The organism is Streptomyces sp. NBC_00209, assembly GCF_045206345.1.
Lineage (GTDB): Bacteria > Actinomycetota > Actinomycetes > Streptomycetales > Streptomycetaceae > Streptomyces.
In genome coordinates this window covers 1,414,156-1,439,304 of sequence record NZ_CP108121.1, presented here as the reverse complement: position 1 = coordinate 1,439,304, position 25,149 = coordinate 1,414,156, and the positions used below count along the sequence as shown (strand labels likewise).

Sequence of the window (25,149 nt, the reverse complement as noted above, 5' to 3'; positions counted from 1 at the left end):
GTGCCCTGGATCTTCCCGATCTGCCCATTCTTGGATACACGGCCGAAGTGGTCCGTGGACAAGGGGAGTTGTTCGGTGGAGAAGGAAGCAGGGCGCGAGTCCGCAGCGATGCGGCTCGACGACCCGTGGGACGACGCACTGACCTCCGGGTGGGGCGAGCCGGACGGCGCGGCCGGCTCCACGCCCGCCGTGGTGCCCGGGCCGGCCGCACCGCGCGGTGGCCCCAGCGCGGCCGACATCTATCTGGAGGTGCAGCGCAGCGAGGCGTTCCAGGAGGTGCGCCGTCGCTACCGGCGTTTCGTCGTACCCGCCACCACGGCCTTCTTCGTCTGGTACCTCGCCTATGTCGTCACGGCGGTGACCGCGCCCGGGCTGATGGCGCGGCCGGTGGCCGGGGCGGTCAATGTGGCGATGGTCGTGGGGCTCGGCCAGTTCCTGACGACGTTCCTGCTCACCGGGGCGTACGCACGGCACGCGCGGCTGCGCAGGGACCGGGCCGCGCTCGATCTGCGGTGGGAGACGCAGGAGATGACACGGGGGGCGGGGCGTTGAGCGGCGACCACCAGACCCTGGCGCTGCTGCTGTTCAGCGCCTTCATCGCGGTCACCCTGGGCATCACCACGTGGGTCAGCCGCAACAGGCACGGTTCGGCGGAGGAGTTCTACGCGGGCGGCCGACTGTTCTCACCCATGGAGAACGGTTTCGCCATCGCCGGCGACTACATGTCCGCCGCCTCCTTCCTCGGCATCTCGGGGCTGATCGCCCTGTTCGGCTACGACGGCATGCTGTACTCGGTCGGCTTCCTGGTCGCCTGGCTCGTCGTTCTGCTGCTCGTAGCCGAACTCGTGCGCAACTGCGGCCGGTTCACCCTCGCCGATGTGGTCGCGGCCCGGATGGCGGAGCGCCCGGTCCGCATTGCCGCGGGGACGTCCTCCGTCACCGTGTCCGTGCTCTATCTGGTGGCGCAGATGGTCGGTGCCGGGAGTCTGGTCGCGCTGCTTCTCGGCGGTACGAGCGGTGCCGCCCGTTCCTGGACCGTCGTCGGTGTCGGGGCGCTCATGGTCGTGTACGTCTCGCTCGGCGGGATGCGCGCCACCACCTGGATCCAGATCGTCAAGGCGGTCCTGCTGATGGCGGGCACCGTGGTGCTCACCGTGCTCGTGCTGGTCCACTTCCACGGGAATTTCAACGCGTTGCTCAACTCCGCCGCAGACCGCAGCGGGTACGGCAAGGACTTCCTGTCGCCCGGACTCCGGTACGGCGGGAGCTGGACGGCGCGCATCGACTTCATCAGCCTCGGCCTCGCCCTGGTGCTGGGCACGGCGGGGCTGCCGCACATTCTGTCCCGCTTCTACACCGTCCCCACCGCCCGCGCCGCCCGCCGGTCCGTCGTCTGGTCCATCGGCCTGATCGGCGGCTTCTACCTGATGACCATCGTGCTCGGGTTCGGGGCCGCCGCGCTGGTCGGCTCGGCCGACGTACGGGAGTCGAATGCCGCCGGGAACACGGCGGTGCCCTTGCTGGCGATGGTGCTGGGCGGGGGTGAGGGCTCCACCGGGGGGACGATCCTGTTCGCCGTGGTCGCCGCCGTCGCCTTCGCGACCATCCTGGCCGTCGTCGCCGGGATCACCCTCGCCTCGTCGGCGTCCGTCGCCCACGATCTCTACGCCTCGCTCAAACGGCCCGGCGCCAAGCAGCGCAGCGAGGTGGCCGTTGCCCGGGTGGCGGCCGCAGGCATCGGCGTCGCCGCCATCGGGCTGGGCCTACTCGCCCAGGATCTCAACGTGGCGTTCCTGGTGGGGCTCGCCTTCGCCGTTGCCGCGTCCGCCAATCTCCCGGTCCTGCTCTATTCGCTGTTCTGGCGGAACTTCACCACGCGCGGGGCGGTCTGGTCCGTCTACGGAGGGCTGATCCCCGCCGTGCTGCTCGTGGTGCTCTCCCCGGTCGTTTCCGGCAGCCCCAGCTCGCTCTTCCCCGGCGTCGACTTCCAGGTCTTCCCCCTGGAGAACCCCGGCCTGGTCTCCATCCCGCTGGGCTTCCTGGCAGGCTGGATCGGGACGGTCACCGCGAACGAGCCACCGGACGCGGCCAAGCACGCGGAGATCGAGGTGCGCGCGATGACCGGGGCCGGGGCAGTCTGAGCGCCGCCCGCCCCGACAGTCAGACCTCATCCGTGCAGAACACGCACTCCTCCCAGAACGGCAGTCCGTTCAGGACACGGTGACGTACGCAGGAGGCCCTGGCGGCCTCCTGCGGGCCGGGCAGGACCTCCTCGCCGGCCTTCGCGGTGGCGGGGTCGAAGGCTTCGAGCATCGCCCGGTACGTGCGCAAGTAGCCCTCTGCCCGGGGCGGTTCGTACGTCAGCTCGTCCCACCGGTGATGGGCCAGGGCCAGATCGAGGATGCGCAGCAGGAAACCCTTGGCCGCGGCGGCCTCTTGCGGCGATTCGCCCCAGTCGAGCTCCTCCAGAGCGAAGCCGACCACCCCGCGCCCCATCACGTTCTGGTTCTGAAGCGTCAGGAGGGCAGCGAACCGGAAATCCCAGGGTTCCCGGGCCAGCTCCGAGACGGCGAGCGTCAGTACGTCCACGAACACCGCCGTACCGCCATTGGTCAGGGACAGGTGCCGGCCGTCGGGTCCCAGGAACTCGTTCATGTCTGCGAGGGTATGGGCGGCTCGACTCATGTCCCGAGGGGTGCCGGGCCGGGCGGCGGCGGGTACGGTGGCGCCGGTGAGGCGGCCCTCGGGGACTTGCTGAAATTCGTCTCTGATTCCGACCCCACGCAATCTGCTTGCGTTTCTTGCGCTAATCTTGCGCGTATGACGCGACGACTTGCTCAGGTGGCACAGAAGGTTGGAGTCAGCGAGGCCACGGTCAGCCGGGTACTCAACGGCAAGCCGGGCGTTTCCGACGCCACGCGGCAGGCCGTCCTCTCCGCGCTGGACGTCCTCGGTTACGAGCGCCCGACCCAGCTGCGCGGCGAACGGGCCCGCCTGGTCGGCCTCGTCCTGCCCGAACTGCAGAACCCGATCTTCCCCGCGTTCGCCGAGGTCGTCGGCGGTGCGCTCGCCCAGCAGGGCCTCACTCCGGTCCTCTGCACCCAGACCAAGGGGGGCGTCTCCGAGGCGGACTACGTCGAACTTCTTCTGCAGCAGCAGGTCTCGGGCGTGGTCTTCGCCGGTGGTCTCTACGCCCAGGCCGACGCCCCGCACGACCACTACAAGGTGCTGGCGGACCGCAAGATCCCCGTCGTCCTGATCAACGCGGCCATCGCCCATCTCGGCTTCCCCTGCGTCTCCTGCGACGACTCCGTGGCCGTCGAACAGGCGTGGCGCCATCTGGTGTCGCTGGGCCACGAGCGCATCGGCCTGGTGCTCGGCCCCTCGGACCACATGCCCTCGCAGCGCAAGCTGGCCGCCGCCCGGACGCTCGCGGAGGAATCCGGCACGACCATCCCGGACGAGTGGGTGACCCGGGCGATGTTCTCGCTGGAGGGCGGGCAGGCCGCCGCCACGCGCCTGCTGGACGAGGGCGTCACCGGCTTCATCTGCGCCAGCGACCCGTTGGCTCTCGGTGCCGTGCGTGCGGCGCGGCGGCGTGGCCTGTCGGTGCCCGACGACGTGTCCGTCGTGGGATACGACGACTCGGCCTTCATGAACTGCACCGAGCCCCCGCTCACCACCGTCCGCCAGCCGATCGAGGCGATGGGGCGGGCCGCGGTGGAACTGCTCTCCGTGCAGATCGGTGGCCGCGCCGTTCCGTCGGACGAGCTCCTCTTCGAACCGGAACTGGTCGTCCGGGGTTCCACGGCCCAGCCCCCGCGCTCGGCTTCCCGCTGACCGTCGGGATTTTGCACCCCCGAAGCCGCCAATTGCGTGCCTACGGGGACGGGAGCGGCTGGGGCGGCCGGGGTCCGGTGTAGTGCCCGCTGGGGCGCATCCGCAGCGGGCGTTCCCCGTACTCCTCCAGTGCATGCGCGATCCAGCCCGCCGTACGGGAGATCGCGAACACCGTCTCTCCCGCCTCCGCGGGCATGCCCGAAGCGACCGAGAGCACGGCCAGCGCCAGGTCGACGTTGGCGTGCAGAGGGACGTCCCGCGCGGTAGTGGCCACCACGTCGCGGGCGGCGGCCAGGGCCGGTCCGGCCTGCGGGATGCGTTCGAGCAGGCCGAAAAGCGTACGGGCGCGCGGGTCCTCGCCCGTGTACAGCCGGTGCCCGAGCCCCGGCACCCGGCGGCCGGCCCGCAGATGGTCCGCCACCACCGGCGCGGCGCCACCGCGCTCCAGGACCTCGGCCAGCATGCGGTGGGCCAGCCCACTCGCCGCCCCGTGCAACGGGCCCTCCAGCACGCCGAGCCCCGCCGACACCACCGCGTACGGATGGGCCCGGGCCGATGCGGCGACCCTGGCCGCCAGCGTCGAAGCGGCCAGATCGTGGTCGATGAGCAGCGCAAGCGCAGTGTCCAGCGCGGCGAGTGAGGGTTCGTCGGGCCGGCGGGCGGTGAGTTTCGGCCACAGTTGGGCGGCCAGACCGGAGGACACGTCAGGTTCGCCCGGATCCCCCGTGCCGCGCTCGCGGCCAACCACCGTGGGCAGCGCCGCGACCAGCGCCGGGATCAGGCCACGCGCACCGCCGAGCACCGTCTCACGCGACAGGTCGAAGCGCAGCGGGTCGGCGGCAGCGGCGGCCACCACCGCCACCCGGAGCCGGTCCGTGGACCCGCAGTGCACCGGCAGCGCACCGACCGCCCGCCGGGCCGCCGCCACCGCCTGCTCCGGGGCCGTGAAGCGGACGCCCGGCCGCAACTCACCGGTCCAGAGCCACTCGGCGACCTCCTCGTACGCGTGGCGCGCGGCCAGCTCCGTCGCGTCCACGCCCCGGAAGTAATAGCGGTCGTCGGCGATGAGGGTGATGCCGGTACGGACGGCCGGCTCGCCCGGGGCCGACGTCGTCTCCCTGCGCCCCGTACGCCGGGCCAGTGCGTCGACCTCCGCCGCGTCGAACGTACTGCCGCGACCGCCCGGCGCGCGGCTGCTGCTCAGCTGCCCCCGGCTGACGTACGCGTACACCGTCTCGGGCTTCACGCCCAGACGCTCGGCCGTCTCCCGCGTCGTGAGCCGCTGCCCGTTCGCCTCTGATCGCTCCGTCATGTCGCCACCGTATCCATATGCCGGCCTCCGTATCCATACATGAATATTGATTCAATCAATATTGACAGGAATCGAGTCATGCATGGACAGTCGAATCAATATCAAGGAGTCGCCCGACTATCCACGGAGGAAGCAATGACGACCATGACCGGCGGAACACCGCTCGACGTCCCCCGAGGTCTCGCGGGTGTCGTCGTGACCGATACGGCGCTCGGGGACGTCCGGGGCCGCGAGGGCTTCTATCACTATCGCCAGTACTCGGCGGTCGAGCTGGCGCAGACCCGTAGCTTCGAGGACGTCTGGTACCTCATGACCGAGGGCGAGCTGCCAGGCCCGGAGGCCCGCGCCGACTTCGCCGCCCGCACGGCCGCCCTGCGCGTACTGCCCGACGCGCTACGCGAGGCGCTGCCCGCCATAGCGCGGGCGAGCGCGGTGTCCGGCCCGCTGTCCGGGCTGCGTACAGCGCTCTCCCTGCTCGGAGCGTCGGCCGGATTCCGGCCGGTGTACGACATCGACGCGGGCCGACGCCGGGCCGATGCCCTGGCCGTCTGCGCCGCCGTCCCCACCGTGCTGACCGCTCTGCACCGCCTCGGCCAGGGCCTCGAACCCGTCGAGCCACGCGCCGACCTGCCGCACGCCGCCAACTACCTGTACATGCTCACCGGTTCCGTCCCGGACGAGGGCCGGGCCAGGGCCGTCGAGCAGTATCTGATCTCCACCGTGGACCACGGCTTCAACGCCTCGACGTTCACCGGACGGGTCGTCGCCTCGACCGGAGCGGACGTCGCCGCCTGCCTGGTGGCCGCCGTCGGAGCGCTCTCCGGCCCCCTGCACGGCGGCGCCCCCAGCCGCGCCCTGGACACGCTCGACGCGATCGGAACCCCCGACCGCATCGACGGCTGGATCCGCGGACGGGTGCTCGCCGGCGACCGCATCATGGGCTTCGGCCACCCCGTCTACCGCACCGAGGACCCCCGCTCGCGCATGCTCCGGTCCATCGCCCAGGGCTTCGGGGGCCCGCTCGTGGAGTTCGCCGTCGAGGTGGAGCGCCAGGTCGAGGCGATCCTCGCCGAGCTCAAACCGGGACGCGAGCTGCACACCAACGTGGAGTTCTACGCCGGAGTGGTCATGGAGCTGTGCGGGCTGCCGCGTGAGATGTTCACGCCCACCTTCTGCACGGCGCGGGTCGTGGGCTGGAGCGCCAATGTCCTGGAACAGGCGGAGGACTCCAAGATCATCCGCCCGGCGGCCCGCTACGTCGGCCCGCCCCCGCCGCAGTCGGTCCCGGCCGTCTGACCCCGCGGGAAGGCATCCGTTGAGCTCGTCGTCGCCCCACCGCCCCCGTATCCCCGTCGTCGTCCTCGCGGGATTCCTGGGATCCGGCAAGACGACGCTGCTCAACCACCTCCTGCTCCACCGCGCGGGCAACCGGATCGGCGTGATCGTCAACGACTTCGGGGCCATCGAGATCGACGCCATCGTCATCGAGGCGAGCGGCCTCGCCGAGCCGCAGGAGCTCGTCCGCGTGATCCCCGCCGGCGACAACCCGCACATCGTGTACGGGGGACTGGTCGAGGTGGTCGACGCCGCCGAGTTCGAGGCGACCTGGGAGCGCCATCCGGAGATCGGCCGCCATCTCGCCGTGGCCGATCTCGTCGTGCTCAACAAGACGGACCGGGCCGGGGACGAAGAGTGGGCCCGCGTCCGGAAGGCCGTCGCGGAGACCGGAAGCACGGCCGCGGTCATTCCGGCCACGTACGGGCGCATGGACCCCGAGCTGCTCTTCGACACGTGCAACAGCCCGGCGACGACGACGCGTAGGGGCGTCCCGCCGCCGGGCCGGACGGCCTACGCCGGGCCGGCGATCACCGCGACCGGGCTCTCCAGCGGCATCCCGGAACCGTCGCGCCGCGGGTCGGGCTCGGGTAGCGACGCCGGGGCGCCGTTCTTCTGCGCCGCCATGGCCGGCAGCGCGCCCGCCCAGGCGAACACCAGCACGTCCTCGCCCTTCAGGAACCGCTGGCAGCGCACCCCACCGGTCGCCCGGCCCTTGCGCGGATACTGGTCGAACGGGGTGAGCTTGCAGGTCAGGACCGAGTCGTCCAGCGTGCCGTGCGAACCGGCGACCGTGAACACCGCGGCGTCCGCCGCCGGGTCCACCGCCGCGAACGAGAGCACCCTGGCACCGGCTCCCAGCTTGACGCCCGCCATACCGCCGGCCGGCCGCCCCTGCGGGCGCACCTGCGCGGCCGGGTAGCGCAGGAGCTGCGCGTCCGACGTGATGAAGACCAGGTCCTCCTCACCCGTCCGCAGCTCCGAGGCGCCGACGATCCGGTCACCGTCCTTGAGGGTGATGACCTCCAGCTCTTCCTTGTTGGCCGGGTAGTCCGGCACCACGCGCTTGACGACGCCCTGCAGCGTGCCGATGGCGAGACCCGGTGACGCCTCGTCGAGCGTGGTGAGGCAGACGACGTCCTCGTCCGCCTCCAGCGTGAGGAACTCGCCGACCGTCGCCCCGCCCGACAGATTGGGCGCCGCGTGCGTGTCCGGCAGCTGAGGGAGATCGATCACCGGGAGCCGCAGCAGCCGTCCGCTGGACGTCACCACCCCGACGTCACCGCGAGCCGTCGCCGCCACCGCCGAGACGATCGCATCGTGCTTGGACCGCTTGGCGCCCTCGGCGACGACGATCGGCTCGTCGTTGGCCGTACGCGCCAGCAGGCCCGTCGAGGACAGCAGCACCCGGCACGGGTCGTCCGCCACCTCCAGCGGCACCGACGCGACCTGCGAACCGGCCGACTCCAGCAGCACCGTGCGCCGGGCCGTGCCGAACTTCTTCGCGACCGCGGCCAGTTCCGCGGAGACCAGCTTGCGCAGCTCTGCGTCCGATTCCAGGATCGTCGTCAGCTCGGCGATCTCGGCGTCCAGCCGGTCCCGCTCGCTCTCCAGCTCGATCCGGTCGAAGCGGGTGAGCCGGCGCAGCGGCGTGTCCAGGATGTACTGCGTCTGGATCTCGCTCAGCGAGAAGCGCTCCATGAGCCGCTCCTTCGCCTGCGCCGAATTGTCGCTGGACCGGATGAGCCGGATGACCTCGTCGATGTCGACCAGCGCGACGAGCAGACCCTCGACCAGATGCAGCCGGTTGCGGCGCTTGGTCCGGCGGTACTCGCTGCGCCGGCGCACCACCTCGAAACGGTGGTCGAGATAGACCTCCAGCAGCTCCTTCAGGCCCAGCGTGAGCGGCTGGCCGTCGACCAGCGCCACGTTGTTGATGCCGAAGGACTCCTCCATCGGCGTCAGCTTGTAGAGCTGCTCCAGCACCGCCTCCGGCACGAAGCCGTTCTTGATCTCGATGACCAGACGCAGGCCGTGCGAGCGGTCCGTCAGGTCCTTGACGTCCGCGATGCCCTGGAGCTTCTTCGCCGAGACCAGGTCCTTGATCTTGGAGATGACCTTCTCGGGGCCGACGGTGAAGGGCAGTTCGGTGACGACGAGGCCCTTGCGGCGCGGTGTGACGTTCTCCACGGCGACCGTGGCACGGATCTTGAATGAGCCGCGGCCGTTGGCGTAGGCGTCCTTGATGCCGCCGAGACCCACGATCCGCCCGCCCGTCGGCAGGTCGGGACCGGGAACGAACCGCATCAGCGTCTCCAGGTCCGCGCCCGGATGCTTGATCAGATGCCGGGCCGCGGCGATGACCTCGCCCAGGTTGTGCGGCGGCATGTTGGTCGCCATGCCGACCGCGATCCCGCTCGCGCCGTTGACCAGGAGGTTGGGGTAGGCCGCCGGGAGGACGACCGGCTCCTGCTCCTGACCGTCGTAGTTCGACTGGAAGGCGACCGTCTCCTCGTCGATCGACTCCGTCATCAGCGAGGTCGCGTCGGCCATCCGGCACTCGGTGTACCGCATGGCGGCGGGCGGGTCGTCGTTGCCCAGGGAGCCGAAGTTCCCGTGCCCGTCGACCAGGGGGAGACGCATGGAGAACGGCTGGGCCATGCGCACCAGCGCGTCGTAGATCGACGCGTCGCCGTGCGGGTGCAGCTTGCCCATGACCTCGCCGACGACCCGGGCGCACTTCACGAAGCCGCGGTCCGGGCGCAGGCCCATCTCGTTCATCTGGTACACGATGCGGCGATGCACCGGCTTCATGCCGTCACGGGCGTCCGGGAGGGCGCGTGAGTAGATCACCGAGTACGCGTACTCGAGGAAGGAGCCCTGCATTTCGTCGACGACGTCGATGTCGAGGATCTTCTCCTCGAAGTCGACCGGCGGCGGGGTCTTCGTGCTGCGGCGGGCCATCGCTGCTGCGACTCCTTCACGGATTTCGAGCGGGCAACCTCAGGTTCCCTCAGGTTCTGACGCGGTCCATTGTGGACCGCCGCACTGACAACCCCGACCTCGACCCGTCCCAAAGGCCCCGCGCCGTCCGTCCCGAGGGGGCGGAGGACCACCTTCCGGGGAATTTCGCTCGCAGCTTCGCCGCACGGGAACTTCGGCAGGTGCCGGTTCGCTTGCATACAGTGGCGGGTGTCTTGAAGCAACCTTTCGAAGCAGCCTCCCGCAGCGGCTTCTTCATATGGACATCCAGTAGCGCGATCGAAGGGACGTACATGCCCATGGGTCACACGGCCACAGCCCAGGCCGGCTCCGGCGGCTTGACAGCGACCGAGCACCGTCTGGCCAACGGCCTGCGCGTGGTGCTCTCCGAGGACCATCTGACCCCGGTCGCGGCGGTGTGCCTCTGGTACGACGTCGGCTCACGCCACGAGGTCAAGGGCCGTACGGGCCTGGCCCACCTCTTCGAGCACCTGATGTTCCAGGGCTCAGGCCAGGTCAAGGGGAACGGACACTTCGAGCTGGTGCAGGGCGCCGGCGGCTCGCTCAACGGCACCACCAGTTTCGAGCGGACCAACTACTTCGAGACGATGCCCACGCACCAGCTGGAGCTGGCCCTGTGGCTCGAGGCCGACCGGATGGGCTCGCTGCTCGCCGCGCTCGACGAGGAGTCCATGGAGAACCAGCGCGACGTCGTCAAGAACGAGCGCCGCCAGCGCTACGACAACGTCCCGTACGGCACCGCGTTCGAGCGCCTGACCGCGCTGGCCTACCCCGAGGGCCACCCGTACCATCACACCCCGATCGGCTCCATGGCCGACCTGGACGCGGCGACCCTGGAGGACGCCCGCGCCTTCTTCCGTACGTACTACGCGCCGAACAACGCGGTGCTGTCGGTCGTTGGAGACATCGACCCCGAGCAGACCCTCGCGTGGATCGAGAAGTACTTCGGCTCCATCCCCTCCCACGACGGCAAGCAGCCGCCGCGCGACGGCTCGCTGCCCACGGTCATGGGTGGCCAGCTGCGTGAGGAGGTGCGCGAGGAGGTGCCGGCGCGTGCCCTGATGGCCGCGTACCGGCTGCCCCACGACGGCACCCGCGCGTGCGACGCCGCGGACCTCGCCCTGACCGTGCTCGGCGGCGGCGAGTCGTCCCGGCTGCACAACCGCCTGGTCCGGCGCGACCGTACGGCCGTGGCCGCCGGGTTCGGACTGCTCCGGCTCGCCGGCGCGCCCTCCCTGGGCTGGCTGGACGTCAAGACGTCCGGCGGCGTGGAGGTGGCGGAGATCGAGACCGCGGTGGACGAGGAGCTGGCCCGGTTCGCCGAGGAGGGCCCCACGGCCGAGGAGATGGAGCGCGCCCAGGCCCAGTTGGAGCGTGAATGGCTGGACCGCCTCGGTACGGTCGCGGGCCGCGCCGACGAACTGTGCCGCTACGCCGTGCTGTTCGGCGACCCGCAGCTCGCGCTGTCCGCCGTGAACCGGGTCCTCGACGTCACGGCCGAGGAGGTCAAGGCCGCCGCGCAGGCGCAGCTGCGGCCCGACAACCGGGCGGTCCTGGTCTACGAACCGGTCGAGCCCGCCGAGGCCGCCGAAGAGGCCGACGCCGACACCGACACCGACGCGCACGAAGGGGCGGACCAGTGACCGACGCTGCCGCGACTGAAGTTTCGATGCAGTTCCACCCCCAGCCCGCTCCCGGCGCGGCCCGGCCGTGGGCCTTCCCCGCGCCCGAGCGGGGCTCCCTGCCCAACGGCCTCACCGTCCTGCGCTGCCACCGCCCGGGCCAGCAGGTCGTCGCCGTCGAGATCTTCCTCGCCGCCCCCCTGGACGCCGAGCCCAAGGGTCTGGACGGCGTGGCCACGATCATGTCGCGCGCCCTGTCCGAGGGCACCGACAAGCGGAGCGCCGAGGAGTTCGCCGCCGAGTTGGAGCGGTGCGGCGCCACCTTCGACGCCCACGCCGACCACCCGGGCGTCCGGGTCTCCCTGGAGGTCCCGGCCTCCCGCCTGGCCAAGGCGCTCGGCCTGGTCGCCGAGGCGCTGCGGGCGCCGGCCTTCGCCGACAGCGAGATCGAGCGTCTGGTGAGCAACCGGCTGGACGAGATCCCGCACGAGCAGGCCAACCCGGCCCGCCGCGCGGCCAAGCAGCTCTCCAAGGAGCTCTTCCCGACCACGGCCCGCATGTCGCGCCCGCGCCTGGGCACCGAGGAGACCATCGAGCGGATCGACGCCGCGGCCGTGCGCGCCTTCTACGACGCGCACATCCGCCCCTCCACCGCGACCGCCGTGGTCGTCGGCGACCTCACCGGCATCGACCTGGACGCGCTGCTCGCCGAGACCCTGGGCGACTGGTCCGGGAACTCCGCCGAGCCCCGCCCCGTCCCGCCGATCACGGCCGACGACACCGGCCGGGTGATCATCGTGGACCGCCCCGGCGCGGTGCAGACCCAGCTGCTGCTCGGCCGCATCGGCGCCGACCGCCACGACAGCGTGTGGCCCGCCCAGGTCCTCGGCACCTACTGCCTGGGCGGCACACTGACCTCCCGGCTCGACCGGGTGCTGCGCGAGGAGAAGGGCTACACGTACGGCGTGCGGGCCTTCGCCCAGGTGCTCCGCTCCGGCGCCGCCGACTCCGTGTCGGGTGCGACGGGCGCCTCGATGCTCGCCATCAGCGGTTCCGTGGACACCGAATCCACCGGACCGGCGCTGGACGACCTGTGGAAGGTCCTGCGGACGCTGGCCGCCGAGGGCCTGACGGACGCCGAGCGCGAGACGGCCGTGCAGAACCTCGTGGGCGTCGCGCCCCTGAAGTTCGAGACGGCGGCCTCCGTCGCGAGCACCCTCGCCGACCAGGTGGAGCAGCACCTCCCGGACGACTACCAGGCGACGCTGTACGCCCGCCTCGCCGAGACCGGCACCGTCGAGGCGACCGCGGCCGTGGTCAGCGCCTTCCCGGTGGACCGGCTGGTCACGGTCCTGGTCGGTGACGCCTCGCAGATCGAGGAGCCGGTCAGGGCGCTCGGCATCGGAGAGGTGTCGGTCGTCACCGGCTGATCCGCCGCTCGGCCCGCTCGACGGGCAACGGGGAGGGTCCGGCGCGCGGTCGCGCCGGACCCTCCCCGCACGTTTGGGCGCTTTGAACCTTTTGCACGCTAAGAGGTCGGCTCGCCCTGTGGGATGCGCTACAAAGCCCCGTGTCCGTTTGGTGGCGGGAAGTCCGCCCGCTTAGCGTCGGGTCCGCTGTCCGCCACTCGTACGCGCATCCGTCACGTACCGGGCAGCCATCGCCGAGTCCCCGTCAGGCGCGAGCCTGGGGAGCCGGGGACCCACAAGTCCCTGGGGTGAATCGGATGCCCGCGCTCCGTCCGGGGCGAGGCGTCCGTAGGAGACCTTCCTGCTCCGAACCCGTCAGCTAACCCGGTAGGCGAGAAGGAAGGAAAGGACCAGCCACCCCATGGCGTTCACCCGTGCCACCGGGAAGCACCGTGCCCCGAGCCGCCTGACGCGCGCCGGCGCCAAGGCCGTCGGCGTCGCGACGCTCGCCGCCGGCGGTGTTATCGGCTCCCTGGCCTCCCCGGCCCTCGCCGCCGACACCGGGACGGCCCCCGCCGCCACCGAGACCGGCCTCTCCCAGCTCCTCGCCATCGAGAACACCCTCGCCGACCGGATCGACGCCCAGGCGGCGGCGCAGCAGCACCAGGCCGAGGCCGCCGAGAAGAAGGCGGCGGCCAAGGCGAAGGCGGCGGCCAAGAAGAAGGCCGAGGCCGCGAAGAACAAGGCCGCCGAGAAGGCCGCCAAGGCCAAGGCGGCGGCCAAGGCGAAGGCCAAGGCCGCCCGCGAGGCGTCCGCCCGCGCCGGCCGCTCCACCGCACGTACCGCGCTCGGCTCGTCCTACCGGCTGCCCGTCGCCGGCTCGTACGTGACCACCGGCTACAAGTCCAGTGGCTCCCTCTGGTCCTCCGGCAGCCACTCCGGCATCGACTTCCACGCCGCGTCCGGCAGCTCCGTCGTCGCCGTAGGCGCCGGCACGGTCGTGGAGGCCGGCTGGGGCGGGGCGTACGGCAACAACATCGTGCTCCGGATGACGGACGGCACGTACACCCAGTACGGCCACCTCTCCTCGATCGGTGTCTCCGTCGGCCAGGGCGTCGCGGCCGGCCAACAGATCGGGCTCTCCGGCTCGACCGGCAACTCCACCGGTCCGCACCTCCACTTCGAGGCCCGCACCACGCCCTCCTACGGCTCCGACATGGATCCGGTCGCCTATCTGCGCGCCCACGGCGTCGGCGTCTGACCGGTCACAGGCTCCATACCGAAGGCTCCGGCAGCCCGCCGGGGCCTTCGCCGTTCCCGCGCCTCCCCGCGCGCCTTCCACCGCCCGGCCGCGACCAAAAGATATTCATGAATTCCCGCCCGGCATCGGAAATGCGAGCGCATTGCAATAGAGTCACGCCAGAGGTGTCGATCGGCCGCTGTTCGCGGGGATTGAGGCGGAGGTTCGGACATGCGTGTTCCGGCGCATTCGGTATGCACGGCAATCCGTGACGACATCGTCTCCGGTGTCTTCGAACGTGGCAGCCGGCTCACCGAGGAGGTGCTCGCACGGCGTTACGGGGTTTCCCGCGTCCCGGTACGGGAAGCGCTGCGCACCCTGGAGTCGGAGGGCTTCGTGGTCACCCGGAGACACGCCGGAGCCTGCGTCGCCGAGCCCACGGAGCAGGAGGCCGCCGACCTCCTGGAGGTCCGCATGCTGCTGGAACCGCTGAGCGCGGCCCGCGCGGCCCAGCGCCGGACGGACGCCCACCTCAAGGTGTTGCGCGGCCTGGTCAGGCTCGGCCAGGAGCGGGCCCGCCGGGGCGAGGGCGAGGACCTGCGCTCCCTGGCCGGCTGGTTCCACGAGACGCTGGCCCAGGCGTCCGGCAGCCCCGGCCTCATCGCCCTGCTCACCCAGCTCCGCCACAAGATCGCCTGGATGTACGCGGTCGAGCAGCCGGCCCGCCCGGCCGAAGCCTGGGCCGAGCACGGGGCCCTCGTGGACGCCGTGGCGCGCGGGGACGCGGAGCGGGCGCGGGCCCTGGCCGTGCAGCTCGCCGACCGCCACGGCGCCGCGCACCGGCTCCGCCGCACCGCCCGCCCCGCCACCGTGCCCCGGGCCGGCCGTGTGAGGACTTCGCAACGTGCCGTAAACACCGCGGGCGGCCGGAATTAACAAAGGACGCGTACAAATAAAGAAAGGCGTGTGTAAAAAAACCGGAAAAGGCATCGCCCGCCTATTCGGCCCGGGCCGACACGGCTTGGGTCCGTGCGCGCAAAAGCCGCGGCGCCCCATGCAGGGGGCCGCGGCTTTCCGTAAGAATTCCGGCGGTGTCGGGCCGCTCGGGCTCAGACGGTCTCCGGAAGCTCCTCAAGCCCCTCGGCGACCAGCTTCGCCAGGCGGTCCAGGGCGGCCTCGGCGTTGTCCGCGTCGGAGGCGAGCACGATCTCCTCGCCGCCCTGGGCGCCGAGCCCGAGCACCGCGAGCATGGAGGCCGCGTTCACCGGGTTGCCGTCCGCCTTGGCGATGGTGACGGGAACGCCGGAGGCCGTAGCGGCACGGACGAAGATGGAAGCGGGGCGGGCGTGCAGGCCCTCGGCCCAACCGACGTTTACGCGGCGCTCAGCCATGGTTCTGCCCTTCAAGAATCAACGGTTGTCTAGACCAGTGTCTCATGTGGTGCGCGATGCTCCGGGCAGACCCGCGGGCCCTCCCGGACGCCGCGCCCACGGTCGTCCGGAGACCTCAGACTGCCCCGGCCCCGGCGCCCCCGCGACCCGTGCGACAGCCGTAGGCTTTCCTCATGCAGCCCTCTCCGGAGCAGAGTCCGCATCACGCCTACCCCGATCACTGGGAGGCGGACGTGGTGCTCCGCGACGGCGGCACCGCGCGGATCAGGCCGATCACCACGGACGACGCCGAGCGCCTGGTCAGCTTCTACGAGCAGGTTTCCGACGAGTCGAAGTACTACCGCTTCTTCGCGCCCTACCCCCGGCTCTCCGCCAAGGACGTCCACCGCTTCACCCATCACGACTACGTCGACAGGGTGGGTCTGGCCGTCACGGTGGGCGGCGAGTTCATCGCCACCGTCCGCTACGACCGCATCGACGCGACCGGCCGCCCCGCCTCGGCCCCCGCCGACGAGGCCGAGGTCGCCTTCCTCGTCCAGGACGCCCACCAGGGCCGAGGCGTGGCCTCGACCCTGCTCGAACACATCGCGGCCGTCGCCCGCGAGCGCGGCATCCGGCGCTTCGCCGCGGAAGTGCTGCCCGCCAACAACAAGATGATCAAGGTGTTCCGGGACGCCGGCTACACCCAGCAGCGCAGCTTCGAGGACGGCTCCGTCCACCTCACCCTGGACCTCGAACCCACCGCCGAATCACTCGCCGTCCAGCGCGCCCGCGAACAGCGCGCCGAGGCCAAGTCCGTGCAACGGCTGCTCGCCCCCGGCTCCGTCGCCGTCATCGGCGTCGGCCGCACCCCCGGCGGCGTCGGCCGCACCGTTCTGCGCAACCTGCTCGGCGCGGGCTTCACCGGCCGCGTCCACGCGGTCAACAGCGCCCTCTCCGCGGACCAGGGCACCATCGACGGGGTCCCCGCGCACCGCTCCCTGGGCGAGATCGGCGAGCCGGTCGACCTCGCGGTGGTCGCCGTGCCCGCCGACCGGGTCCCGGAGGCCGTCGCGGACTGCGGCGAGCACGGCGTCCAGGGACTGGTGGTCCTCTCCGCCGGTTACGCCGAGTGGGGCGCCGAGGGCCGCGAGCGCCAGCGGGAACTGGTGCGCCAGGCCCGTTCGTACGGCATGCGGATCATCGGGCCCAACGCGTTCGGCGTCATCAACAACTCCGAGGCGGTCCGGCTCAACGCCTCGCTCGCCCCGGACCGGCCCGCCTCCGGGCGCATCGGTCTGTTCACCCAGTCCGGCGCCATCGGCATCGCCCTGCTCTCCGGGCTCTACCGGCGCGGCGCGGGCCTCTCCACCTTCATCTCGGCCGGCAACCGGGCCGACATCTCCGGCAACGACTTCCTTCAGTACTGGTACGAGGACCCGGACACCGATGTCGCCCTGCTCTACCTGGAGTCGCTGGGCAACCCGCGCAAGTTCACCCGCCTCGCCCGCCGTACCGCCGCCGTGAAACCGGTGGTCGTGGTCAAGGGCGCCCGGCACAGCGGCTCCACCCCGCCCGGCCACGCCGTCCCCGTCAGCCGCATCCCCGACTCCACGGTCTCCGCGCTGATGCGGCAGGCGGGCGTCATCCGCGTCGACACGGTCACGGAGATGGTCGACGCCGGGCTGCTCCTCGCCGACCAGCCGCTCCCGGCGGGCGGACGCGTCGCGATCCTCGGCAACTCGGAGTCCCTGGGGCTGCTCACGTACGACGTCTGCCTGGCCGAGGGGCTTCGCCCCCGGCCGCCCATCGACCTCACCACCGCCGCCACCCCGCAGGACTTCCGGGACGCGCTGTCGGCGGCGCTGGCCGACGGGGCGTGCGACGCCGTGATCGTGACGGCGATCCCCTGGGTCGGCGAGAACGGCGAGGCGGAGTCGGGCGACGGCGAGGTCCTGGCCACCGCCCTGCACGCGGCCGCCGCCGCCGGACCGGCCAAGCCGGTCGCCGTGGTCCACGTCGAGATCGGCGGCCTGGCGGAGGCGCTGTCGGCCGCCACCAGCACGGTGGCGCAGCCGCGCCCGGCCACCCAGCCGTTCACGGCGGCACAGAGTGCGACGGGAACCCCCGCCGCGTCGCCGAGCGCCAGAGCCACCGGCACTCCGGCCCCCACGCCGTCCGCCGCTGCTCCGACATCCCCCGCCGCCGAGGACGGCACTCCCGGAGCCCCCGGCGACCCTCAGGACGCCCCCCGCATCGGCCGCATCCCCGCCTACCCCGCCGCCGAGCGCGCCGTGCGGGCGCTCGCCGAGGCCGTGCGGTACGCGCAGTGGCGGCGCCAGGCCGCGACGCCCGGCAAGGTGCCCGACTTCCTCGACGACACCATCGACCCCCCGGGCGCCGCCGCCCGCATCGACGCGCTCCTCGGCGAGGACCCCGACCCGCGCGGCCGGCCGCTCGGCCACGACGAGGCCCGCGAACTGCTCGCCTGCTACGGCATCGCCGTACGCCCCACGCTGCCCGCCCCCGGCCCGGAGGAGGCGGTGGCCGCCGCCGCCCGGCTCGGTTATCCGGTGGCGCTCAAGACGACCGCGCCCCATCTGCGCCACCGGGCCGACCTCGGCGGCGTACGCCTGGACCTCGACAGCGAGGCGGCCCTGCGCCGCGCGTACGGCGACCTCACCGAACTGCTCGGCAAGCCGGCGGAGCTGCGGCCCGTCGTCCAGGCCATGGCGCCGCGCGGCGTCGACACCGTCGTACGGGCCACCATCGACCCGGCCGCCGGCGCCGTGCTCTCCTTCGGTCTGGCCGGGGCGCCCTCCGAGCTGCTCGGCGACACCGCCCACCGCCTGGTCCCGGCCACCGACCGCGACGCCGCCGAGCTGATCCGGTCCATCCGCGCGGCCCCCGTCCTGTTCGGCTGGCGCGGCGCGGCGCCGGTGGACACCGCCGCGCTGGAGGAGGTGCTGCTGCGAGTCTCCCGGCTGGTCGACGACCATCCCGAGGTGGTGTCCATCGCCCTGGAACCGGTCGTGGTCGCCCCGCAGGGCCTCTCGGTGCTCGGGGCGAGCGTCCGTCTCTCGCCGCCCCCGGCCCGGAACGACCTCGGCCCGCGCCGCCTGTCCAACTACTGACGCCGGCCCGCTCGTGTCCTCCTGGACCGGCCGGGGCGGGGCTCCGGCGGCGTCCCCGGCAGCCATCCGGCCCCCGTAGGATGGTTCCCATGGCTAAGACCGGTACGACCACCCAGGGGCTGCGCGCGGCGATCGAGCGCAGCGGCTACTACCCGGCCCTCGTGGCCGAGGCGGTGGAGGCCGCCGTGGGCGGTGAGCCGGTCGCTTCGTACCTGGTGCACCAGGAGACGACCTTCGACTCCAACGAGGTGCGCCGGCACGTCACGGTGCTGGTGCTCACGGACACCCGCTTCATCGTCAGCCACACCGACGAGCAGAACGCGGACACCAGCTCCCCTTCCCCGTACGCCACCACCTCGACGGAGTCGGTCAAGCTGGACCGGATCTCCTCGGTCGTGGTCAGCCGCGTCGTCGCCAACCCGGAGAAGTACGTTCCGGGCACCCTGCCCCGCGAGGTCGTCCTGACCATCGGCTGGGGCGCGGTCTCCCGGATCGACCTGGAGCCGGCCGCCTGCGGCGACCCGAACTGCGAGGCGGACCACGGCTACACCGGCAGCACGACCGCCGACGACCTGAGCCTGCGGGTCAGCGAGGCCGGCGACGGCCCGGACACCGTGCGCCAGACCCTCGCCTTCGCCCAGGCGCTCTCCGAGGCCACGGCCGCGACCCCCGCGGCCGGCCACTGATGGTCCAGCCGGCCTGGCCGGACGACTTCGTCCCGCTGCCCGTCGACTCCGCGCCCGTCCCGGAGTACGGCAGCGGCTCGCTCGCCGACCTGCTGCCGACCCTGCTCGCGGGCCAGGAAGTAGCCGGCTTCGACGCGGCCATCGGCGAACTCGCCCCCGCCGACCGGAACTGCGTGTTCCTGATCGACGGCCTCGGCTGGGAGCAGATAAAGGCCCACCCCGACGAGGCCCCCTTCCTGCACTCGCTGCTGCCGACCTCGCGCGGCGGCACCGGCCGCCCGATCACGGCAGGCTTCCCGGCCACCACGGCGACCTCGCTGGCCTCCGTCGGCACCGGCCTGCCCCCCGGCGAGCACGGCCTTCCCGGTTATACCGTCCGCAACCCCGAGACCGGCGAGCTGATGAACCAGCTCCGCTGGAAGCCGTGGACCCCGCCGAAGACGTGGCAGCCCCACCCCACCCTCTTCCAGCTCGCCGACGCCGCCGGTGTGCGCACCGCCCAGGTCTCCGCCCCCACCTTCGAGCAGACCCCGCTGACCAAGGTCGCGCTGAGCGGCGGCTCCTTCCTGGGCCGGCTCAGCGGCGAGGAGCGGATGGACACCGCCGCCGAGCGGCTGGCCTCCGGCGACCGCTCGCTCGTCTACACGTACTACAGCGAGGTCGACGGCAAGGGCCACCGCTTCGGCACCGACTCCGACGCCTGGCGCGGACAGCTGATGTACGTCGACGGGCTGGCCCGGCGCCTGGCCGAGCAGCTTCCGCCGCGCTCGGCGCTCTACATCACCGCCGACCACGGCATGATCGACATCCCCTTCGACGAGCAGTCCCGGATCGACTTCGACGAGGACTGGGAGCTGAGCGCCGGCGTCGCGCTGCTCGGCGGCGAGGGCCGGGCGCGGCATGTGTACGCCGTGCCGGGCGCCGCGTCCGACGTGCTGGCCGTCTGGCGCGAGGTGCTGGGCGAGCAGTTCTGGGTGGCGAGCCGGGACGAGGCCGTCGCCGCGGGCTGGTTCGGCCCCCGCGTTGACGAGCGGGTGTACGGCAGGATCGGCGACGTGGTCGCCGCCGCCCACGACGACGTGGTGATCACCGCCTCGCGCAACGAGCCGCACGAGTCGGCCATGGTCGGCATGCACGGCTCCATGACTCCCGTCGAGCAGTTCGTCCCGCTCCTCGAAGTACGCTCGTAGCCCGTTCCGTCCAGCCGCTCTCTCTTCCCGTCCCGAAAGGTGCTCAACCCCTCATGCCCGAGCTTGTGTTCTTCTCCGGAACGATGGACTGCGGAAAGAGCACCCTGGCCCTCCAGATCGGCCACAACCGGTCGGCGAGGGGCCTGCAGGGCGTGATCTTCACCCGGGACGACCGGGCGGGGGAGGGGAAGCTCTCGTCCCGCCTCGGCCTGGTCACGGAGGCCGTCGAGGCCGACGAGGACATGGACCTGTACGCGTATCTCGTCGCCCAGCTGTCCAAGGGCGGCAGGGTCGACTACGTGATCGTGGACGAGGCACAGTTCCTGGCCCCGGCCCAGATCGACCAGTTGGCCCGGGTCGTGGACGACCTGGAGATGGACGTCTTCGCCTTCGGCATCACGACGGACTTCCGCACCCGGCTCTTCCCCGGCTCGCAGCGGCTGGTCGAGCTCGCCGACCGCATGGAACAGCTCCAGGTCGAAGCCCTCTGCTGGTGCGGCGCCCGCGCCACGCACAACGCCCGGACCGTGGACGGCGAGATGGTCGTGGAGGGCGCACAGGTCGTCGTCGGTGATGTGAACCACCCGGCGGGCGAGGTCGGTTACGAGGTACTGTGCCGCCGCCACCACCGCCGCCGCGCCACCGCGGCGTCCGCCCAGGCCGCCGCACTCTCCCCGGACGTCCTGCCGGTGAGCTCCGCCTGACGCTCAGCGCGCCGTCCGCAGCGGGCAGCCCGTGTTGGCGCGTGCGGTCAGGTCAGCTCGCAGGGCGGTGAGTTGGACCATGCGTACGTCGATGACCGCGATCTTCTCCTCGAACAGTGCGGACAGTGCCGCCGCGCTGTCCGGTGTGTCGCGCAGCTCCTGGCCCGTGCGTGCGATCTCGGCCAGTGAGAAGCCGAGCGCCTGGGCGGTGCGGACGTAGGCGAGCCAGGGGACCGTCTCCGGCGGGAAGTCGCGGTAGCCGTTGGGCAGCCGTTGCCCGGAGATCAGCCCGGTCCGCTCGTAGAAGCGGATGGTGTCCCTGCTCAGCCCCGTCCGCGCGGCCAGCTCCCCGATGCGCACGGCTCTCCCACCCTCCGGGTTCGCGGACTTGACCTTGGACAGTACTCCAGTGTTTACGGTCGGGGGCGTCCGTGAAGGAAGCCGTCAGGAGTCCCGCCTTGTTCCGTACCGTCACGCCCTCCCACCCCGCCTATCCGCGTTTCGTACGCGCGAGCGCGTGGTACGACCTCGCCGTCACCGCGGGGTTCGCCACCCCGTGGACGTACGGGCTGGTGAACAGCGCGCTGTCCCGGCTCGGGGAGGCGACCGGGGCGGGCGGTCTGCCCGTCCTCGATCCGATCGAAACCCTCTACGCCAACCTCATGGGGTCGGTGGTGGTCGTCTGGGCGCTCCTGCGCCTCATCCGGCCGCTGCCGGTGCACGGTCTGTACGACGGCCTCGCGCGCACGTTGTTCGCCCTGTGGCAGGCGTACGCGCTCGCCCACGGAGCCCCGTACTGGCTCTGGCTGTTCCTGGTGGCCGAGGTGGCGTTCGGCGTCGTCCAGCTCGCGCCCTGGCGGCTCGTACGCGGTGCGGTCAGCGTGCCACCGAGTGCTGGATCGTGAAGACCGCGCCCTCCGGGTCCGTGACCGTCGCGACCCTGCCGCTCGGGCCCTCCCTCGGCGGGGTCAGGACCTGACCGCCGAGCTCCGCCACCTGCTGCGCGGCCTCGTCCGTGTCGGCCACCTCGAAGTACGTCATCCAGTGCGGCCCCCGGTCGCGCAGCAGTGCGTGGCCGACGCCGTGGAGCGAGGCGACCGGGCGGCCCTGGAGGTGCAGGGTCTGGTAGTCGAAGTCCGCCGAGACGACCGCCTTGGTCTCGTAGCCGAAGACCGCCTGGTAGAACTTGGCGACCGTCGACGTCTCCCGGGTCACCAGCTCGTTCCAGACCGGGGTGCCGGGCGCCCCCGCGAGCGTGGTGCCGATGTGCGCTGCGGCCTGCCAGATGCCGAAGACGGCCCCGCCCGGGTCGGAGGCGATGGCCATGCGGCCCGCCTCGCCCGCGTCGAGCGGCCCGACGCCGACCGTGCCGCCGCAGGCCCGGATGGCCTCCGCCGTCTGATCGGCGTCGTCGGTGGCCAGATAGGTCGTCCAGGCGATCGGGAGATGCCGGTCCGGCGGCAGCTGGCCGATGCCCGCGACCCCCTTGCCGTCGATCAGTGCCCGTGCGTACGGGCCGAGCTGCTCGGGGCCGGGTCCGAACTCCCAGCCGAACAGTTCGGCGTAGAAGTTCTGGGTGGTGCGCAGGCCGTGCACGATCAGGCTCACCCAGCAAGGTGTTCCGGGTGTACGCCGAGCGGCAGCCTCGGTCATCGTCACTCTCCTCGGACCATCGTGGTGGTCGTACGGGAAAACGGGGTCGGCGCGCCGTGGTGCGGTGCGAGTTGTGTACGCCCCGTGCAGATGCTTGCACCACCGGGCGCGGGATGCGCTCCGGCCGCGCCGTCGTGTCCGGGATCTCGCCCCAGGCAGACCGGTTTGTCCTGGTATAACCGCGTGGTGGTCGTTACGGGCAGCCGGGCGTCTGCGCGAGGATGGCACGCATGAAGCCCATCATCTCCGCATTCGAATGCGCGAGCGAACTGGCGGGGCCGCGTCCGCCGGTGCTCCTGGACGTACGTTGGCAGCTGGGCGGCCCGCACGGCCGGCCCGGCTACGAGGCGGGGCACATCCCCGGCGCGGTCTTCGTGGACCTCGACACGGAGCTCGCCGGACCGGCGGGCACCGGTGGCCGCCACCCGCTGCCCGACCCGGAGGAGTTCGGCGCCGCGATGCGCCGTGCCGGGGTCCGCCGAGGCGGCCCGGTCGTCGTCTACGACGGTGGTCAGGGCTGGGCGGCCGCCCGGACCTGGTGGCTCCTGCGCTGGGCCGGGCATGCCGACGTACGGGTGCTGGACGGCGGCCTCGCGGCCTGGACGGGCGAGCTGTCGAAGGAGACCCCGGACCCGGCCGAGGGCGACTTCGCGCCCGCGCCGGGAGCGCTGCCGCTGCTCGACGCGGACGGCGCCGCGGCCCTGGCCCGCTCGGGTGTCCTGCTCGACGCGCGGGCGGCCGAGCGCTACCGGGGCGATGTGGAACCCATCGACCGGGTCGGCGGCCACATCCCCGGCGCGCTCTCCGCGCCGACCGGCGAGAACGTGGACGCGGACGGCCGCTTCCTGAGCCCCGAACGCCTGGCCGCCCGGTTCGCCGGGCTGGGCGTCGAAGGGGCGACCGCGGAGGTCGGCGTCTACTGCGGCTCGGGGGTCTCCGGGGCCCAGCAGGTGCTGGCGCTGGAGCTCGCCGGGCACCGGGCCGCCCTCTACGCGGGCTCCTGGTCCGACTGGTCCGCCGACGAGTCGCGCCCGGTCGCCACCGGACCCGACCCCCGGTAACGGCACGCCGTCGCGCGAGGACGACGCGCAAGGGCCCGTACGCGAGCGCGTACGGGCCCTTGGCATGCCGTCTAGTCCTGCTTCTTGCGGCGGGTGCCGAAGACGATCTCGTCCCAGCTGGGCACGGCGGCTCTGCGCCCGGGCCGGACCCCGTCCGCCTCCGCCTGCCGGTCCGTCGTCCCCGTCAGCCGGTCGCGGTGACCGGCGACCGCGCGCGGCATCAGGACGTCCGCGTACGCGGAGCCCGCTCCGGCCGACGCGGCCGGCGGCTCCTCGGCCTCCGGCTCCCGCTCCGGCGGCTCGATCGCCGGCGGCTCGGGCGGCGCGGGCCGCTCCGGTACGACCATGTCACCGCGGAAGCTGGGCACCGCCTCCAGCAGGCTGGTGAGGGAATCCCGCTCGCTCGCGGTCACCCCGGCGATCCGCTCCTCCGGCTCCGGGGGCGGAGGCGGGGCCGGACGCTCGATCTGCCGGTCGAGCGCGCGGTCCAGCGGCCGGTCGCGCGGCAGCCGGGCGATCCGGGGCACGAACGGGAAGCTGGGCTCGGGCGCCGCGACCTCGTCCGTCTCGCCGATCAGCGAACGGGCCTCGTCGTCCACGGCCTGGACCAGTCGGCGCGGCGGGTCGTACGTCCAGCTCGCCGAGTGCGGCTCACCCGCGACCCGGTAGACGAGGAGGACCTCCCAGGTGCCGTCGTCGCGACGCCAGGAGTCCCACTGGACGGTTTCCTTGTCGGCGCCGCGCAGCAGCAGCCGCTCCTGCACCGCCTCGCCGAGCTGGGGGCCGGTGTTCTCGCCGGGACGGCGCACGGGAGTCTTCCGGGCCCGCTCGGCCATGAAGGCGCGCTCCGCGAGCACGGGGCCCTCGAAGCGGCGGACACGGTCGACGGGGATCCCGGCGAACTGGGCGACCTCCTCGGCGGAGGCGCCGGCTCGTATCCGTGCCTGGATGTCGCGCGGGCGGAGGTGGCTCTCCACCTCGATCTCGATCTGGCCGAGCCGGGCGCGGTCGTTGCGCACGGCGGCTCGCAGCCGCTCGTCGATCGGAAGCGTGTACTCCGTACTGTCCGCAGCCTTGAGCACCAGTCGTGTGCCGTCGTTGGAGACGGCCACGACACGCAGTTCGGGCATGGGGACCTCCCGGGTGGTGCCTGCCGACGTCACGTGCGTCGCTGCTTCCGCTAGTCGAGTGTGGCCTGCCCGGGTGCAGCCTGCCACAACATTGCCGTGTTGCCCGGCGTGTCGGGCGTGAGCCCTTGATCGCCGGTATGCCACGGTAGCCCGTGCGCGACGCAAAGTGACCGATAGTCACTCCGTGTAGCAGGCCGCCGTGCGATGCCGTGCGCCGCCGGATCGAGTGCCTCCTTCGGCCCCCTCCGAAGGTTCCGGACGCCCGCGCGGGTGTCCGGCCCCAGGGCTCGCCACAGTACTCCATTCGGGCCATGTGGGTGGACCGCCGCGCCGTCGAAGTTCTCGTCAGGTGCGGGAGTTGACCTACCCCTTCAGACGCCTCCTGCTCATGATCCGTGTCGTGCTTCACACAATCCACGCAACCGGAACTTTCGGCTTCGCTCAGGTGTCCCTAGTTGGT

21 protein-coding genes, 1 pseudogene and 1 riboswitch are annotated in these 25,149 nt (G+C 72.2%); of the genes and pseudogenes, 15 read left to right on the top strand and 7 right to left on the bottom strand.

The window, feature by feature from the left end; all coding sequences use genetic code 11:
• The first annotated feature begins 108 nt into the window (after positions 1–108).
• Entirely contained in the window at positions 109–552 is a 444-nt protein-coding gene (locus OG867_RS06225; protein ID WP_406290791.1) for a DUF485 domain-containing protein, read from the top strand.
• Positions 549–2,141 carry a cation acetate symporter gene (locus tag OG867_RS06220; protein ID WP_406283456.1) on the top strand — a complete coding sequence of 531 codons (1,593 nt, stop codon included), beginning with the start codon at positions 549–551 and terminating at the stop codon, positions 2,139–2,141. Before OG867_RS06225 ends, OG867_RS06220 begins: the two co-directional genes overlap by 4 nt.
• A 19-nt stretch (positions 2,142–2,160) precedes the next feature.
• On the opposite strand, the gene OG867_RS06215 is transcribed toward OG867_RS06220, so the two are convergent.
• Positions 2,161–2,655, bottom strand: coding sequence for a hypothetical protein (locus tag OG867_RS06215; protein WP_406283454.1), 495 nt, complete (start codon positions 2,653–2,655; stop codon positions 2,161–2,163).
• 165 nt (positions 2,656–2,820) lie between these two features.
• Between OG867_RS06215 and OG867_RS06210 the strand changes: the two genes are divergently transcribed.
• On the top strand, positions 2,821–3,840 hold the full coding sequence (locus OG867_RS06210) for a LacI family DNA-binding transcriptional regulator (protein WP_328902777.1): 1,020 nt from the start codon (positions 2,821–2,823) through the stop codon (positions 3,838–3,840).
• Positions 3,841–3,880: 40 nt separating this feature from the next.
• On the opposite strand, the gene OG867_RS06205 is transcribed toward OG867_RS06210, so the two are convergent.
• Positions 3,881–5,152, bottom strand: coding sequence for a citrate/2-methylcitrate synthase (locus OG867_RS06205; RefSeq protein ID WP_406283452.1), 1,272 nt, complete (start codon positions 5,150–5,152; stop codon positions 3,881–3,883).
• A 135-nt stretch (positions 5,153–5,287) separates the two neighbouring features.
• Between OG867_RS06205 and OG867_RS06200 the strand changes: the two genes are divergently transcribed.
• Together OG867_RS06200 and OG867_RS06195 are read left to right on the top strand one after the other, a co-directional pair.
• Complete coding sequence (locus tag OG867_RS06200) at positions 5,288–6,448, top strand: citrate synthase/methylcitrate synthase (protein ID WP_406283450.1); 1,161 nt, start codon at positions 5,288–5,290, stop codon at positions 6,446–6,448.
• A 19-nt stretch (positions 6,449–6,467) separates the two neighbouring features.
• A pseudogene (locus OG867_RS06195) lies at positions 6,468–6,956 on the top strand (CobW family GTP-binding protein); the annotation flags it as partial.
• Positions 6,957–7,000: 44 nt separating this feature from the next.
• Here OG867_RS06195 and OG867_RS06190 read toward each other — a convergent pair.
• Entirely contained in the window at positions 7,001–9,451 is a 2,451-nt protein-coding gene (locus OG867_RS06190; protein WP_406283448.1) for a DNA topoisomerase (ATP-hydrolyzing) subunit A, read from the bottom strand.
• Between the two features lie 311 nt (positions 9,452–9,762).
• Between OG867_RS06190 and OG867_RS06185 the strand changes: the two genes are divergently transcribed.
• From OG867_RS06185 to OG867_RS06170, 4 genes are all read left to right on the top strand, one after another.
• A complete protein-coding gene (locus OG867_RS06185; RefSeq protein ID WP_406283446.1) occupies positions 9,763–11,133 on the top strand; it encodes a M16 family metallopeptidase in 1,371 nt (456 codons plus the stop codon).
• A gap of 26 nt (positions 11,134–11,159) precedes the next feature.
• Positions 11,160–12,542, top strand: a complete 1,383-nt coding sequence (locus tag OG867_RS06180) for a M16 family metallopeptidase (RefSeq protein WP_406290789.1) — start codon at positions 11,160–11,162, stop codon at positions 12,540–12,542.
• A 221-nt stretch (positions 12,543–12,763) separates the two neighbouring features.
• A riboswitch (cyclic di-AMP (ydaO/yuaA leader) is annotated at positions 12,764–12,929 on the top strand.
• 13 nt (positions 12,930–12,942) lie between these two features.
• Complete coding sequence (locus tag OG867_RS06175) at positions 12,943–13,782, top strand: M23 family metallopeptidase (RefSeq protein ID WP_406283444.1); 840 nt, start codon at positions 12,943–12,945, stop codon at positions 13,780–13,782.
• Positions 13,783–13,992: 210 nt separating this feature from the next.
• Positions 13,993–14,697 (top strand): GntR family transcriptional regulator, encoded by a 705-nt coding sequence (locus OG867_RS06170; protein ID WP_406283443.1) that lies wholly within the window; start codon positions 13,993–13,995, stop codon positions 14,695–14,697.
• A 173-nt stretch (positions 14,698–14,870) separates the two neighbouring features.
• On the opposite strand, the gene OG867_RS06165 is transcribed toward OG867_RS06170, so the two are convergent.
• Positions 14,871–15,152, bottom strand: coding sequence for an HPr family phosphocarrier protein (locus tag OG867_RS06165; RefSeq protein WP_018105371.1), 282 nt, complete (start codon positions 15,150–15,152; stop codon positions 14,871–14,873).
• 173 nt (positions 15,153–15,325) lie between these two features.
• Between OG867_RS06165 and OG867_RS06160 the strand changes: the two genes are divergently transcribed.
• From OG867_RS06160 to OG867_RS06145, 4 genes are all read left to right on the top strand, one after another.
• Entirely contained in the window at positions 15,326–18,265 is a 2,940-nt protein-coding gene (locus tag OG867_RS06160) for a GNAT family N-acetyltransferase (protein WP_406283442.1), read from the top strand.
• An 89-nt stretch (positions 18,266–18,354) separates the two neighbouring features.
• Positions 18,355–18,951: a DUF5998 family protein gene (locus OG867_RS06155; protein WP_328902786.1), complete on the top strand. Its 597-nt coding sequence runs from the start codon at positions 18,355–18,357 to the stop codon at positions 18,949–18,951.
• A complete protein-coding gene (locus OG867_RS06150; protein ID WP_406283440.1) occupies positions 18,951–20,141 on the top strand; it encodes an alkaline phosphatase family protein in 1,191 nt (396 codons plus the stop codon). The genes OG867_RS06155 and OG867_RS06150 overlap by 1 nt, the downstream gene beginning before the upstream one ends.
• A 53-nt stretch (positions 20,142–20,194) precedes the next feature.
• Positions 20,195–20,845 (top strand): thymidine kinase, encoded by a 651-nt coding sequence (locus OG867_RS06145; RefSeq protein WP_406283438.1) that lies wholly within the window; start codon positions 20,195–20,197, stop codon positions 20,843–20,845.
• 3 nt (positions 20,846–20,848) lie between these two features.
• Here OG867_RS06145 and OG867_RS06140 read toward each other — a convergent pair whose 3' ends face one another.
• Positions 20,849–21,205 (bottom strand): MerR family transcriptional regulator, encoded by a 357-nt coding sequence (locus OG867_RS06140; RefSeq protein ID WP_406283436.1) that lies wholly within the window; start codon positions 21,203–21,205, stop codon positions 20,849–20,851.
• A 98-nt stretch (positions 21,206–21,303) separates the two neighbouring features.
• Here OG867_RS06140 and OG867_RS06135 point away from each other — a divergent pair, with 98 nt between their 5' ends.
• Complete coding sequence (locus OG867_RS06135; protein ID WP_406283434.1) at positions 21,304–21,750, top strand: hypothetical protein; 447 nt, start codon at positions 21,304–21,306, stop codon at positions 21,748–21,750.
• Here the strand turns inward: OG867_RS06135 and OG867_RS06130 are convergent.
• Positions 21,722–22,498: a VOC family protein gene (locus OG867_RS06130; protein WP_406283433.1), complete on the bottom strand. Its 777-nt coding sequence runs from the start codon at positions 22,496–22,498 to the stop codon at positions 21,722–21,724. The two genes, OG867_RS06135 and OG867_RS06130, sit on opposite strands and share 29 nt — an antisense overlap.
• 230 nt (positions 22,499–22,728) lie before the next feature.
• Between OG867_RS06130 and OG867_RS06125 the strand changes: the two genes are divergently transcribed.
• Positions 22,729–23,559 (top strand): sulfurtransferase, encoded by an 831-nt coding sequence (locus OG867_RS06125; RefSeq protein ID WP_406283431.1) that lies wholly within the window; start codon positions 22,729–22,731, stop codon positions 23,557–23,559.
• A 71-nt stretch (positions 23,560–23,630) separates the two neighbouring features.
• Here the strand turns inward: OG867_RS06125 and sepH are convergent, their stop codons facing one another.
• The gene (sepH, locus tag OG867_RS06120) at positions 23,631–24,689 is read right to left on the bottom strand and encodes a septation protein SepH (protein WP_018105380.1); all 1,059 of its coding nucleotides are present in this window, start codon (positions 24,687–24,689) and stop codon (positions 23,631–23,633) included.
• Positions 24,690–25,149: the final 460 nt, after the last annotated feature.

What these genes read in the sequence shown, in the direction of transcription:
- OG867_RS06225 (WP_406290791.1), top strand. Translation starts at nt 109, where the DNA reads ATGCGGCTCGACGACCCGTGGGACGACGCACTGACCTCCGGGTGGGGC.
- OG867_RS06215 (WP_406283454.1), bottom strand. Translation starts at nt 2,655, where the DNA reads ATGAACGAGTTCCTGGGACCCGACGGCCGGCACCTGTCCCTGACCAAT.
- OG867_RS06210 (WP_328902777.1), top strand. Translation starts at nt 2,821, where the DNA reads ATGACGCGACGACTTGCTCAGGTGGCACAGAAGGTTGGAGTCAGCGAG.
- OG867_RS06205 (WP_406283452.1), bottom strand. Translation starts at nt 5,152, where the DNA reads ATGACGGAGCGATCAGAGGCGAACGGGCAGCGGCTCACGACGCGGGAG.
- OG867_RS06200 (WP_406283450.1), top strand. Translation starts at nt 5,288, where the DNA reads ATGACGACCATGACCGGCGGAACACCGCTCGACGTCCCCCGAGGTCTC.
- OG867_RS06190 (WP_406283448.1), bottom strand. Translation starts at nt 9,451, where the DNA reads ATGGCCCGCCGCAGCACGAAGACCCCGCCGCCGGTCGACTTCGAGGAG.
- OG867_RS06185 (WP_406283446.1), top strand. Translation starts at nt 9,763, where the DNA reads ATGCCCATGGGTCACACGGCCACAGCCCAGGCCGGCTCCGGCGGCTTG.
- OG867_RS06180 (WP_406290789.1), top strand. Translation starts at nt 11,160, where the DNA reads ATGCAGTTCCACCCCCAGCCCGCTCCCGGCGCGGCCCGGCCGTGGGCC.
- OG867_RS06175 (WP_406283444.1), top strand. Translation starts at nt 12,943, where the DNA reads ATGGCGTTCACCCGTGCCACCGGGAAGCACCGTGCCCCGAGCCGCCTG.
- OG867_RS06170 (WP_406283443.1), top strand. Translation starts at nt 13,993, where the DNA reads ATGCGTGTTCCGGCGCATTCGGTATGCACGGCAATCCGTGACGACATC.
- OG867_RS06165 (WP_018105371.1), bottom strand. Translation starts at nt 15,152, where the DNA reads ATGGCTGAGCGCCGCGTAAACGTCGGTTGGGCCGAGGGCCTGCACGCC.
- OG867_RS06160 (WP_406283442.1), top strand. Translation starts at nt 15,326, where the DNA reads ATGCAGCCCTCTCCGGAGCAGAGTCCGCATCACGCCTACCCCGATCAC.
- OG867_RS06155 (WP_328902786.1), top strand. Translation starts at nt 18,355, where the DNA reads ATGGCTAAGACCGGTACGACCACCCAGGGGCTGCGCGCGGCGATCGAG.
- OG867_RS06150 (WP_406283440.1), top strand. Translation starts at nt 18,951, where the DNA reads ATGGTCCAGCCGGCCTGGCCGGACGACTTCGTCCCGCTGCCCGTCGAC.
- OG867_RS06145 (WP_406283438.1), top strand. Translation starts at nt 20,195, where the DNA reads ATGCCCGAGCTTGTGTTCTTCTCCGGAACGATGGACTGCGGAAAGAGC.
- OG867_RS06130 (WP_406283433.1), bottom strand. Translation starts at nt 22,498, where the DNA reads ATGACCGAGGCTGCCGCTCGGCGTACACCCGGAACACCTTGCTGGGTG.
- OG867_RS06125 (WP_406283431.1), top strand. Translation starts at nt 22,729, where the DNA reads ATGAAGCCCATCATCTCCGCATTCGAATGCGCGAGCGAACTGGCGGGG.
- sepH (WP_018105380.1), bottom strand. Translation starts at nt 24,689, where the DNA reads ATGCCCGAACTGCGTGTCGTGGCCGTCTCCAACGACGGCACACGACTG.